The 13,235-nt window shown below is 43.4% G+C and carries 12 protein-coding genes; 10 read left to right on the top strand and 2 right to left on the bottom strand.

What is annotated here, in order from left to right; translation table 11 throughout:
• The 7 genes from ABWP91_RS08395 (at position 1) to fbaA (ending at position 9,425) form a co-directional block, all read left to right on the top strand.
• Entirely contained in the window at positions 1-1,617 is a 1,617-nt protein-coding gene (locus ABWP91_RS08395) for a fimbrial adhesin EcpD family protein (protein ID WP_353242893.1), read from the top strand.
• Positions 1,604-2,284 (top strand): fimbria/pilus periplasmic chaperone, encoded by a 681-nt coding sequence (locus ABWP91_RS08390; RefSeq protein WP_502935797.1) that lies wholly within the window; start codon positions 1,604-1,606, stop codon positions 2,282-2,284. Before ABWP91_RS08395 ends, ABWP91_RS08390 begins: the two co-directional genes overlap by 14 nt.
• 224 nt (positions 2,285-2,508) lie before the next feature.
• Entirely contained in the window at positions 2,509-3,189 is a 681-nt protein-coding gene (locus ABWP91_RS08385) for an iron-containing redox enzyme family protein (RefSeq protein WP_353242891.1), read from the top strand.
• Positions 3,190-3,690: 501 nt separating this feature from the next.
• The gene (tkt, locus tag ABWP91_RS08380; RefSeq protein ID WP_353242890.1) at positions 3,691-5,682 is read left to right on the top strand and encodes a transketolase; all 1,992 of its coding nucleotides are present in this window, start codon (positions 3,691-3,693) and stop codon (positions 5,680-5,682) included.
• 316 nt (positions 5,683-5,998) lie between these two features.
• Entirely contained in the window at positions 5,999-7,027 is a 1,029-nt protein-coding gene (epd, locus tag ABWP91_RS08375; protein ID WP_353242889.1) for an erythrose-4-phosphate dehydrogenase, read from the top strand.
• A 98-nt stretch (positions 7,028-7,125) separates the two neighbouring features.
• The gene (gene pgk, locus ABWP91_RS08370; protein ID WP_219245784.1) at positions 7,126-8,289 is read left to right on the top strand and encodes a phosphoglycerate kinase; all 1,164 of its coding nucleotides are present in this window, start codon (positions 7,126-7,128) and stop codon (positions 8,287-8,289) included.
• Between the two features lie 59 nt (positions 8,290-8,348).
• Positions 8,349-9,425, top strand: a complete 1,077-nt coding sequence (fbaA, locus tag ABWP91_RS08365; RefSeq protein ID WP_219245785.1) for a class II fructose-bisphosphate aldolase — start codon at positions 8,349-8,351, stop codon at positions 9,423-9,425.
• A gap of 150 nt (positions 9,426-9,575) precedes the next feature.
• Here the strand turns inward: fbaA and ABWP91_RS08360 are convergent, their stop codons facing one another.
• Positions 9,576-9,941: a nuclear transport factor 2 family protein gene (locus tag ABWP91_RS08360; RefSeq protein WP_353242888.1), complete on the bottom strand. Its 366-nt coding sequence runs from the start codon at positions 9,939-9,941 to the stop codon at positions 9,576-9,578.
• A 2-nt stretch (positions 9,942-9,943) separates the two neighbouring features.
• Entirely contained in the window at positions 9,944-10,798 is an 855-nt protein-coding gene (locus tag ABWP91_RS08355; RefSeq protein WP_353242887.1) for a LysR substrate-binding domain-containing protein, read from the bottom strand.
• An 84-nt stretch (positions 10,799-10,882) separates the two neighbouring features.
• Here ABWP91_RS08355 and ABWP91_RS08350 point away from each other — a divergent pair, with 84 nt between their 5' ends.
• The 3 genes from ABWP91_RS08350 to ABWP91_RS08340 are packed head-to-tail and all read left to right on the top strand — an operon-like array spanning position 10,883 to position 13,214.
• A complete protein-coding gene (locus ABWP91_RS08350) occupies positions 10,883-11,569 on the top strand; it encodes an ankyrin repeat domain-containing protein (protein WP_353242886.1) in 687 nt (228 codons plus the stop codon).
• Positions 11,569-12,033 (top strand): nucleoside deaminase, encoded by a 465-nt coding sequence (locus ABWP91_RS08345; protein ID WP_353242885.1) that lies wholly within the window; start codon positions 11,569-11,571, stop codon positions 12,031-12,033. Before ABWP91_RS08350 ends, ABWP91_RS08345 begins: the two co-directional genes overlap by 1 nt.
• Complete coding sequence (locus tag ABWP91_RS08340; RefSeq protein ID WP_353242884.1) at positions 12,033-13,214, top strand: cyanate transporter; 1,182 nt, start codon at positions 12,033-12,035, stop codon at positions 13,212-13,214. The genes ABWP91_RS08345 and ABWP91_RS08340 overlap by 1 nt, the downstream gene beginning before the upstream one ends.
• The last annotated feature ends 21 nt before the right edge of the window (positions 13,215-13,235 follow it).

Below are 13,235 nucleotides of genomic sequence, written 5' to 3'. Positions count from 1 at the left end.
ATGATGATTAAACCAATTTCTTTTTTTTCTCTTAGTAGCATTATTTTCAGTATGTTATTCAGTTCAGCGGCGGGTGCCGTTGCACTAAGTAATTCCATTGTTTTTGTTGAGAATGGCGTGGATGATGAATATTTTGTCACGCCGAGGTCGTTAGACCCTCGCTTTACAGGCGCGAATAAATTTTCCCGTTATTCAGCAAAAAGCCAAGAAAGTTTAGGCTATATGGGCTACACCAATACTTCGATTCGAGCAAATCAGAATGTGGATATTTGGTTTGAAAACTCGCCTATTGATGGCCCATTTATCGGCAACCGCTGTATGCGTAATTATTGCAACCGTGATACGGGGTATTGGCCTGCACAATATGTTGGTCGAAATGGCGCATATAAAATTGTGCAGGATAATACATTGGGAGAAGGGGCATATGCGCGAGGTATTTTTAGCGAATCAACCTATCAATATTTTAGGCAGATGGCTGTTGGTGCGGTTGAAACATATAGCTACCGTGCATGCATGACCGACTTGGATTATGACCCAGCGAAAGGGGAAAGCTGCCAAAGTGTCGGCGGGCGAATTATTGCATCCCACGAATTTACGATTACTAAATCTGCCCATATTAAGCTCAGCTCTACTGGGGCAATGCAAGAGGTTTACATTGACAGTAATGGGAACCCAAGCTTAGGGCCGGGGGAGCAATTTTGCCGAATTGGCATTGTCGCTAATGTGAATGGTTTGATTTGCCAAGTGGTGAAGCATGAAACATCTGGGGATGTTTTTGCTAATGTGCTATTGAGCTTAAAAGTTAACTCAACCCTGATCCCATTTACTGTTGCGGGGGCATCAATAAAAATTGGGCCTGATGACGGTTCGAATATTTGGCGTAATTATAATTCAACCTATGCTGCCAATACGTATTTTAAAAGTTCGAATCAGTATGTTTCTATCTTTTTTTCCAATACGTTTTTTAAGCAGTTAATAACCAATAATGTGGATTTTACCAATAGCCAAGACTTTTTTACCTTTTCGTTTACTAACCCTGCGGCTGCCCCACAATCAGGGTACTATGAATTTACACCGTCAAATCAATTAGTGATAAAGCCTCGGGATTATAGCATCAGTATTGTGCCCGCGGATTATATTCCAAACCCGTCAAAGACAGGTAAAATTGGCCCTGAAGAACCGCCGATTGAGTTTAATTATATTGTGACGACCAGTGGCCCTCGGCAGGCTGATTCTATTACGGCGAGGGTCGAAGGCCCAACCGTTAATGTCAGCGGGCAAAATTTTTGCTTGTTCAGCTCTGACGATGACAAATTTCGCGTGCCATTCTCGGCTTATCTGTCATTTAAAAATGCGTCAGGTTCTGAAGAATCTTACCGCTCAAGCTGTGATGGTACGGAAATATCAATGAATAATGCCTTATGGGCAGAAACGCCGTGGGATATACCTAACCAAGACTTAGGGTCATTTTATCGGACTTATTTAGATTTACGCTTCCCAATGAATGAATCGAATTCGTTGTTTACTTTGGATGGCATTGATTGGTTAGGAACGGTATCGGCTAGTGGAACTGTCGTTGTGAAGGCGATTTGGACGGGACCTGATGTGCATCTATAAGCGATTTTACGAGCTCATATTATTTGGGGTGATATTATTATTCTTTGGTAAAGCGCAGGCGTTGTATTTAAGCTCGGATATTTCAGCACTTGAACCAAGTAAAAGCTTTTTCTCAAAATCTTATATCAATGATACAAAAAAGGTGAATTTATATACATTTAGCGCCTATCAAATAGATAAACCAGATAATAATGAGCAGGGGAAGCCAATTGAAGAGGGCGAAATTATTTTTACTCCCTTAAAAAAAATCTTATTACCCGGGGAACAAGAGTATTTTAAGATTTTTTATCGCGGTAAAGAGGATGATAAAGAGCGTTATTATAAGATTGTGATTAGCGAAACGGCGTTGGATGTGGATACGGATCCAGCTTTGAATCAACAATCGTTATTTTACCCCACGGTGAGTTTAGAAACCTACTTTGTGGTTAGACCGAAAAATATTGATTTCCAATATGCCATGGATGCAAATGCGGGCGTATTAAAAAATACGGGGAATACCTATTTTAGGGTATTAGTTCACGAAAATTGCGAGGTGAGTGATGACGAGCAGCCATTGGTTCTTCACCTTTTGCCCCAGCAAGAATTTCGCAATGCAGCTTTAAAGAAAAAAAGCCGTAAGTACATTGTTATCTTTAATAAATACCATTCTATAGGCAACTGCGATTAGCCTGTTTAAAATTTCATATTATATGATTAGCCAGTAATACTTATTGTTACTGGTTTTTTTTTCAATTCATGCTACGCCTCTCTTTTTAATAATGACTAATATTCTTCGTTTTAATGTATGACATGCGAATTATGTGAGAATTAATTTTCATCTAATTATTAGGTTCTCATTGGAACTTAATAAGGCTGCTTTTCTTTATCTGGTAAATTAGAGGAAAAATAATTATGGCATTAAATAGTGAGTTGAAAAATTATTTAGAATCGACGATCAATGCCTTAAATTTATCTGAAACTCCTTATTTTAAAGCTTTATGTGCTGGTGAGTTGTCTCAAGAGCAATTTGTAGAAACTCAAAATGAGTTCGCAACAATGGTTTTTTTCTTTAGTCGCCCAATGGCTCAAATTATCGCGAATGTTCCTGATGCAATACCGCGTATTGCCATTGTAGAAAATCTTTGGGAAGAACATGGGCAAGGCATTAAAGAAAATGTTCATGGGAATACGATCTTAACGTTAATTTCTCGTCTCGGTGGTGACCCTAGCAAAGTTAACATTCACCAGCCGCCGTTGAATGCGCGTGTGTTTAACGAAACGATTCGTAGTGTTTCTTCATTCTCAGATTACCGTTTTGCATCAGCCGTATATGCGGGTATTGAGCGTACATTTGTTGACGCGTCAACTCTGATTTATGAGGCAATCAAGGAGCAGGGCTGGCTAGAGGAGAGCCAAATTACCCATTATGGATTGCATAAAGAAATTGATATTGAGCATGCGGAAGATTTTTTGAAAGTTGTTAATGAAAACTGGCTTGAACCAGAGGTTCAATATTTAATTAAAGACGGAATTAAATTTGGTAGCCATTTGCTAACGAATGCCTATACGAGTTTTTATTACAGTTTGTCGTGACCTGAGGGGAACTCTCTAAAATTTTATATTAAAAAAGGTGCAATAACGGCACCTTTTTTGTGCTCATTGACCCGTCATTAGAAGGGAGTGTGTGTTTCTACTTAAATCAAAACAAAAATACTCGGGCATATTGAAGCACTTTTTTGTTTAAAAGTTTGCCAATTATCACTAATGTGGCAGCTAAATGTGCTAGATGCATAAATCACCTTGATCCCAGACAGTGAACTCAGGTTTAATAAGGTTAGTCACTTGCGCAAAAATGTAAGCCTTAAGGGATATTTTGCGCAATGGAATGGATTCAGCTTTGCGGCAGTTCAATTTATTCGCGATCTGCTGCCATGAACATAGCAAATATTGCGGTATGGGTAGAATTGGGTTACTTTCAATCGCGCTACATCGGCAAATTGACGTTTTTCGTTGTGGCGAAATCAAAGTAGCACTATCCGTATTGCGTTGTAAAAATTGGTTTAAGTACGTTTTTATCCTACCTGGAGTATACTGATGACGACTCGTAAAACCCTTGCTAATGCTATCCGCTTTCTAAGTATGGATGCGGTTCAAAAAGCAAAATCAGGGCATCCTGGCGCGCCAATGGGCATGGCTGATATTGCTGAAGTACTGTGGCGTGACCATATGAATCATAACCCAGCAAACCCACACTGGGCAGATCGTGACCGTTTTGTACTGTCAAACGGCCATGGTTCAATGCTGATTTATAGCTTGCTGCACCTCACTGGTTATGACTTATCTATCGAAGAGTTAAAAAACTTCCGCCAATTACACTCTAAAACACCGGGCCACCCAGAATATGGCTATACTCCAGGTGTTGAAACAACAACCGGTCCTTTAGGTCAAGGTATTGCAAACGCAGTCGGTTTTGCGATTGCAGAACGCACATTAGCGGCGCAATTCAACCGTCCTGGCCATGATGTTGTTGACCACCACACTTATGTCTTCATGGGTGATGGTTGTATGATGGAAGGTATCTCGCATGAAGCATGTTCTTTAGCGGGTACACTGAAATTAAATAAACTGATCGCATTCTATGATGACAACGGCATCTCTATCGATGGTGAAGTTGAAGGTTGGTTTACTGATGATACCGCTGCACGCTTTGAGTCTTATGGCTGGCATGTTATTCGTGATATCGATGGTCACGATGCATCGCAAATCAATGCTGCGGTAAATGAAGCGAAAAAAGCAGACAAACCAACGCTGATTATGTGCAAAACCATCATTGGTTTTGGCTCACCAAACAAAGCCGGTTCTGAAGCTGTTCACGGTGCGCCATTAGGTGATGCTGAAATTGCAGCAACACGTGAAGCTCTGGGCTGGAAATTTGGTCCTTTCGAAATTCCACAAGATATCTATGAAGCTTGGAATGCACGTAAAGCGGGCGAAGCGAAACAAAAAGCGTGGGATGAGAAATTTGCAGCTTATACGGCGAAATTCCCTGAATTAGCGGCTGAGTTTACCCGTCGTATGAACGGTGAATTACCGGCAAACTTTGATGCAGAAGCGAAAAAATTCGTTGAAACATTGCAACAAAACCCTGCCAACATCGCTAGCCGTAAAGCATCACAAAACGCACTGGAAGCTTTCGGTAAAGTATTACCTGAGTTTATGGGCGGTTCTGCTGACTTAGCACCAAGTAACTTAACCATGTGGTCAGGTTCTAAAGCACTGAACGTAGACCCAGCGGGTAACTACATCCATTACGGTGTTCGTGAATTTGGTATGTCTGCCATCATGAATGGTATCGCATTACATGGTGGTTTCATTCCTTACGGTGCAACCTTCCTGATGTTCGTTGAATACGCACGTAATGCTGTGCGTATGGCCGCACTGATGAAAATTCGCAGCATCTTCGTTTACACTCACGACTCTATCGGTCTGGGTGAAGATGGCCCAACTCACCAACCGGTCGAGCAACTGGCAAGCCTGCGTGTGACACCAAACGTCAGCACATGGCGTCCGTGTGACCAAGTTGAGTCTGCGGTTGCATGGAAATATGCAGTTGAGCGTAAAGATGGCCCAAGCGCGCTGATTTTCTCTCGCCAGAACTTAGAGCAACAACCTCGTACCGCTGAGCAATTAGCGAATATCGAGAAAGGGGCTTACGTTCTGAAAGATTGCGCAGGTACACCTGAGCTTATCTTCATCGCAACAGGTTCTGAAGTTGAATTAGCGGTTAAGGCTGCTGACCAACTGACTGCTGAAGGTCGCAAAGTTCGTGTTGTTTCAATGCCATCTACGGATGCATTTGATAAACAAGACGCTGCGTACCGCGAAGCTGTTTTACCTGCAAATGTTAGCGCTCGTGTGGCTATCGAAGCGGGTATTGCTGATTACTGGTTCAAGTACACAGGCTTAAACGGTGCTATCATCGGAATGCATACCTTTGGTGAATCTGCGCCAGCGGAAGAACTGTACAAAGAGTTCGGCATCACGGTAGAAAAAGCCGTTGAAGCAGCGAAATCGCTTCTGAAATAAGTGAGTTAATGATGGGGCATTCATGTATTGAATGCCCCGCATAATCTTATTTTGCTGAACAACGCCTAGCAGATCGTTAGGCGTTGTTTTTTTGTGCACCAATCGATGATTTCCTATTGCGTTCTATCACTTTATCCCTTAATCTAATTCTAGATTAGCTGAACCGTTTCAGTGAAATGAAAATCAATGAAAAAATATTTTAAAAGTGTCGGTTACAGCACACTTTTGATGTTTAACAGCTAAAATGAGCAGTAGAGTGAGTGCGAGTCAGTTATCCTTAGCAACCGTGTGATTTTGCTCAGATACAAGGTGTGGAATGGCAATCAGGGTGGCAATAAATGGCTTTGGTCGAATAGGTCGAAGCGTTTTAAGAGCGTTATATGAATCGAGCCGTCGGGCAGAGATAGTCGTCGTTGCAATTAACGAACTTGCTGAACCGGAAGGTATCGCGCATTTGCTGAAGTATGATTCCAGCCATGGGCGCTTTGCGTGGGATGTAAGACTGAATGGCTCGCTCTTACAAGTCGGCGATGATAACATCCGCTTATTTCACCAAGCCGATATCACGGGGTTACCGTGGAAAGAACTCGGTATTGATATTGTCCTTGATTGCAGTGGTGCTTATGGTTCGCGAGACGATGGCTTAATGCACATCGCGGCAGGCGCTAAAAAAGTGCTATTCTCCCACCCAGGCACTGATGACCTTGATGCCACAGTTGTCTATGGCGTTAACCACGAAAGCTTAACGGCTTCAGACAATATCGTGTCAAACGCATCTTGCACCACGAACTGCATTATCCCAATTATTAAATTACTTGATGAAGCATTTACGATTGAGTCGGGGACCGTTACAACGATCCACGCGTCAATGAATGACCAACCCGTTATCGATGCTTATCATAAAGATTTACGAAGAACGCGTGCTGCCAGCCAATCTATTATTCCGGTTGATACCAAATTAGCGGCGGGTATTACGCGAATTTTTCCGAAGTTTAAAGGTAGTTTTGAAGCTATCTCTGTCCGTGTGCCGACAACCAATGTGACAGCGATTGATTTGAGTGTTACCGTACATGACGATGTCTGTGTTGAAAAAGTGAACCAACAACTGCGAAGCGCCGCACAGGGGCATTTTCGTGGTATAGTGGACTACACAGAATTGCCGTTAGTCTCGATGGATTTTAATCATGATCCACACAGTGCTATTATAGATGGTACGCAAACGCGAGTTAGCGGAAAACATTTAATAAAAACCCTGGTTTGGTGTGATAACGAATGGGGGTTTGCTAACCGGATGCTAGATACAACGCTAGCGATGGCAGCTGTCGGTTTCGACGAACAGGTTTAAACTAATTGGCTACTGACAGACAGCAGGGCATGATAACCTTTTCGCCTCTGCCCAGTAGTTGATGGAAACTTTATAGAGAATCAACAAGAGGATTCACCATGTCTGTAATTAAGATGACCGATTTAGACTTAGCGGGTAAACGTGTTTTTATTCGTTCTGACTTAAACGTTCCTGTAAAAGATGGCAAAGTTACTTCTGATGCACGTATCCGTGCTTCATTACCAACAATCGAAGCTGCTCTAAAGCAAGGCGCTAAAGTCATGGTCACTTCTCACCTCGGTCGCCCGACTGAAGGCGAGTACAACGAAGAGTTTTCACTGCAACCTGTTGTTGACTACCTGACAGATAAAATCGATTACCCAGTTCGTTTAGTCAAAGACTACTTAAATGGCGTTGATATTGCCGCTGGCGAGTTAGTCGTTCTGGAAAACGTTCGCTTTAACAAAGGCGAGAAAAAAGACGACGAAACACTGTCAAAACAATACGCTGCATTATGTGATGTATATGTGATGGATGCGTTTGGTACGGCTCACCGTGCTCAAGCATCAACTCATGGCGTGGCAAAATTCTCTCCTGTTGCGTGTGCAGGCCCACTGTTAAGCAATGAGTTAGAAGCATTAGGCAAAGCACTGGGTAACCCAGCGCGTCCAATGGTTGCGATTGTCGGTGGTTCTAAAGTCTCCACAAAACTGACTGTGTTAGATTCACTGTCTAAAATCGCTGACCAACTGATTGTCGGTGGCGGTATCGCAAACACCTTTATCGCAGCAGAAGGCAACAATGTTGGTCGTTCATTATATGAAGCTGACTTAATTCCTGAAGCGAAAAAATTACTGGCTAACTGCCAAATTCCAGTACCGACAGATGTCCGTGTCGCCACCGAGTTCTCTGAAACCGCAGAAGCGACGCTGAAATCAAGTACTGAAATCAAAGACGACGAACAAATTCTGGACTTAGGTGATGAATCAGCGGAACGTCTGGCTGAAATCCTGAAAAATGCCAAAACCATTCTGTGGAATGGCCCAGTTGGTGTATTCGAATTCCCTAACTTCCGTAAAGGAACAGAGATCGTTGCAAAAGCTATCGCCGAAAGTGATGCATTCTCTATCGCGGGTGGTGGTGACACATTAGCCGCTATCGATTTATTCGGTATTGCAGACAAAATTTCATATATCTCTACGGGTGGCGGTGCTTTCCTTGAGTTCGTTGAAGGCAAAAAGCTCCCTGCCGTTGTGATGCTAGAAGAACGTGCTAAAGCGTAATTAATTGTTCATACACAACAGGCAGCGTAGGCTGCCTGTTTACCACAGGACCTTTTCACATGTCTAAAATTTTTGATTTTGTTAAACCGGGTGTTATCACGGGTGATGATGTACAGAAAGTTTTCGCAGTTGCCAAAGAAAATAACTTTGCATTGCCAGCGGTGAACTGTGTTGGTACGGATTCAATTAACGCCGTACTCGAAACGGCCGCGAAAGTGCGTGCGCCAGTTATTGTTCAGTTTTCAAACGGCGGTGCCGCATTTATCGCAGGTAAAGGTTTGAAAGCAGAAGGCCAACAAGCTGCAATTTTAGGTGCGATCTCTGGCGCTTATCATGTGCATCAAATGGCTGAGCACTATGGCGTGCCAGTTATTCTACATACTGACCACTGTGCGAAAAAATTACTGCCATGGATTGATGGCCTGTTAGATGCAGGTGAAAAACACTATGCGAAAACCGGCAAACCACTGTTCTCTTCTCACATGATTGACCTGTCAGAAGAATCACTGGAAGAAAACATCGAAATCTGTGCTAAATATTTAGCGCGTATGGCTAAAATCGATATGACGCTGGAAATCGAATTAGGCTGTACTGGTGGTGAAGAAGACGGTGTTGATAACACAGGTATGGACAGCTCTGAGCTGTATACTCAACCAGAAGACGTTGCATACGCATACGAAAAACTGAATGCAGTGAGCCCACGTTTCACTATCGCTGCTTCTTTTGGTAACGTTCACGGTGTTTATAAACCAGGTAACGTTCAATTAACACCAAAAATTCTGCGTAACTCACAAGACTACGTTTCAGAAAAATATAACCTGCCACATAACAGTTTAGACTTCGTATTCCACGGTGGTTCTGGCTCAAGTGCTGCTGAAATCAAAGAAGCAGTTGGCTACGGTGTTATCAAAATGAACATCGACACTGATACTCAGTGGGCAACTTGGGATGGTATTTTACAGTACTACAAAAAGAACGAAGGCTATCTGCAAGGTCAGTTAGGTAACCCAGAAGGTGCGGATAAACCTAACAAAAAATACTACGACCCACGTGTATGGCTGCGTAAAGCACAAGATTCAATGGTTGTTCGTTTAGAACAAGCTTTCAAAGAATTGAACTGTGTTGATGTTCTGTAATTAATACAGACTAAGTTTTGCATTGAAATCCCCCTGTGAGGTAGCTTGCTGGGGGATTTTTTTATGGTGTTTCATTAGCCTGTGAAGGCAGTTTTAAAAATAGGGGAATTAGTAACTTCAACGAGAGCATGACGAGTGTTAATGTCTTTATTAATTATCTGCTGGGGTCCCCTGATGAAACCTTAATTGCCAATGATTTGCTGAATTCTTTAACCAAATAGACGAGCGATTAGTCTGCCTTGTTTTTTCTCCCTGATGCAATTCATAACTCATATATGTCATCAATACCGTACTCTCACTCAATAATGTGCAGTGATAGCCTTCGGAATAAATCGTTTTTGCTGCTTCATCGATTAAAGAGGCCAAAGTATCGGGTTTATCCGTTGTGTCACCAGAACGGCCAAATTCAAAAAAGTCGGGATGCAGGATATCTTGAAGAAAATCGATATTTTGCCGATTGACGGAAAAGTGCAGCTTTTTTTCTAACTCAATCAAGGTATTAAATAACGTTTCCACGATTAACGTTGCTCCAGTTGTTGTGCCAGTTTTTTAGCGAGTTCCGCGAGGGTATCTGAGGCATTGCTATGAAAGTGCATGGCAATTTCCATTTCTTGTGCGGCAGGGAACCCGTCGTCTTCGGTTAAAATACGGTGCTGTGGCAATTTAGCACGCAGAGGGAGCAGGCTTATCCCTAGGCCATCGGTAATGGCACTTTGAATGCCCGCAAGGCTGGAACAGGTATAGGTGATGTGCCAAGGGCGTTGTTCGTTATCTAATAATTTAAACATATCATTGCGGTATAACCCATTCTCCGGGAAAACAATGAGCGGAACAGAATCGCTATTGCGTAATTGGCGCTGATTGCTGGTTAGCCAACACAGTGGCTCCGGCCAACAGTAGTCACTCTTAAACTCCCCTTTTTTCTGCTTCACGATAATTAAATCCAGCTCCCCATGTTGATAGCGTTGATGGAGCTGGCGGCTTAAACCGCTGGTGACTTCTAATCGCACATTTGGATTCGCCTGCATAAAAGCAGCGAGGGTGGGGGTGACTTGCCCTGATGCCAGATCTTCAGGAAAACCGAGGCGCAGAGTGTGGATCACGGCACTGCCGGTGATCTTCATAAAAAAGGTATCGTTTAATGCTAGGATGTTTTTTGCATAGCTTAGTAGGATTTCACCGGTTTCTGTTAAGGTTAAAATACGGTGACCTCGAACAAACAGTGGTTGCCCTACCAAGGTTTCTAACCGCTGAATTTGTTGGCTCAAAGTTGATTGTGTTGAATTTAAATGTTGCGAAGCCACCGTAAAATTCCCTGTTTCGGCAACGGCAACAAAGGTGTTCAACAGCACTAAATTGAGCAACGGATTCATTTATTTAATACCTATCATTTGGTTATTTAATTTCTAAATAGCATACTTTTTGAGTAGATTAAAGAGAAGAGAAGGAGATAAATCATGAAAACAACTGTGTTAGGTGTTAAGTGGTTGGTTTATTTACTGGGTATTCTTTCAATTTCATTGATATTTATGGTGAAAGGAATGGCAAAATCACAATCTGATACGCTAGTTAGTGCGGCTGAGCAAGGGGATTTACGCCAAGTCCAAACGTTAGTCGATCAAGGGGCTAACATTGAACAACGGGATTTGCGCCAACGTACCCCATTAATGGCGGCTACCCATGAAAACCGTGTGGATGTGGCGCGCTATTTAATTGAGCGTGGTGCGGATGTGAATGCGAAGGACAATATGCAAGACTCACCGTACCTCTATGCTGGGGCGCGTGGGCTGCAAGATATTTTACTATTAACCCTGCAAAATGGGGCTGATTTAAAAAGTACCAACCGTTATGGCGGTACTGCGCTGATCCCCGCGTCAGAGCGTGGCCATATCGCTACTGTCAAAACGTTGATAGATGCAGGCGTAGATGTAAACCATATTAATCGCCTAGGGTGGACGGCACTGATTGAAGCGATTATTTTGGGGGATGGGAGCGACAAATACGCGCAGATTGTCACGTTGTTGATTGATGGCGGTGCTGATGTGAATTTAGCGGATGGCTCAGGAATTTCACCTTTAACGTTAGCAAAAAGCAAAGGCTACTGTAATTTGATTGAAATCCTTGAAAACGCGGGGGCGAAATAATGTCGGATAAACAATTTTTACAGCAAGCCGTTTCCCTTGCGGAAGAAAATGTACAGGCGGGTGGTCGTCCATTTGGCGCTGTTGTCGTTAGCCAAGGTAAAGTCGTGGCGACGGGTGTAAACCAAATGCTTGAATTACACGACCCTACTGCGCACGCGGAGTTAATGGCATTACGCCAAGCTGGTGAGGCATTGAATCAGGTTAAACTGGATGGATGTGTTGTCTACGCCAGTGGGCAACCTTGCCCAATGTGCCTTGCTGCAATGCGTATGGCGGGAATTTCCCGTGTGGTATATGGTTATTCAAACCAAGATGCCGAACCGTTTGGCTTATCAACCGCGGAGATTGCCAAGGCGCTGCGTGTGGCGCCTGAGCAGCAATTGGGTTTTAAATTTGAGCAGTTAAGGCCTAACGCTGCACCGCGTTCAGCGTTGTACCAAATGTGGTGGGAACAGCAAGAATAATGGGCAAAGCAGCATCGAACTCCCTCGCGTTAGTGGTCACAATTGTGTTAGTTGGGCTGAATTTACGGCCCTTTATGACAGGTCCCGGCCCTGTCATCGACAATATTATTCACACCACAGGAATGAGCTACCAAAGTATTTCGCTCCTCACGTTATTACCGATGTTATTGATGGGGATTGGTGCATTGGCTGTGCCCACATTAAACCAACGAATAGGCGAGCGAAGCGGAATTACTTTGGCGATGTTATTGCTATTTTTGGGTTCGTTTTTGCGCTATTTCGCCGAAAGTGGCCACATATTGCTGTTTACAGCATTTTTGTGTGGCGCAGGGGCTGCCTATATTCAAGCCGTTTTCCCCGGTTTTATTAAAACGCATTTTCCACAAAAAATGGCCATGATGACGGGGCTTTATTCTGCGACGTTAATGGCGGGCGGTGCGATAGGCGCACAGCTAACGCCGATTTTAGAAAGTGTGACAGGCCATTGGCAAAGTGCTTTGGCATGGCTTGCATTACCGGCACTGATTGCGTTAATTGCTATCCTACTAAATATTCGCACGATGGATAAAACGAGTGTTGGTCACGTTTCGGTATTGGCATTTTTTAAAAAGCCACGGGCTTGGCTATTGATGGCGGGATTTGGGTTAATCAATGCGGGTTATGGAACAGTCGTAACGTGGTTAGCGCCTTTTTTCCAAGAGCAGGGAATGAGTGCCGCACAAAGTGGGTCTTTTGTTGCGATGCTGACCGTGTTTCAAGCCTTGTCAGCGCTGATGATCCCTGTACTCGCCTCCCATAATATTGACCGCCGTTTCTGGCTTATTGCGACGCTAAGTTGCCAAGCTATCGGGTTTATTGGATTAATGTTGTTTGCTCGCGAAATGCCTTTCTTATGGATAGCATTATTAGGCGTTGGGTTAGGCGGTTGTTTTGCGCTTAGCATTATTACAGCACTGGATCATATTCCCCACCCGGTTAGTGCGGGGGCATTAACCGCATTAATGCAAGCGGGCGGGTTTATTATCGCCGCATTTGGCCCACTACTCGCGGCGTGGTTGCACCAATTAAGCCAAAGCTTTACATGGGTGTGGGGGATGCATGTTATTTTTGTGGTAGTGACATTACTGCTTTATTTGCGTTTAAACCCGAAAGGATATAGCCAAATCTTCACAATAAAATAAAAAATCTCTTTTGTTTTATTG

This window comes from Providencia sp., from assembly GCF_040396775.1.
Lineage (GTDB): Bacteria > Pseudomonadota > Gammaproteobacteria > Enterobacterales > Enterobacteriaceae > Providencia.
This window is presented reverse-complemented; position numbering and strand designations above follow the sequence as displayed.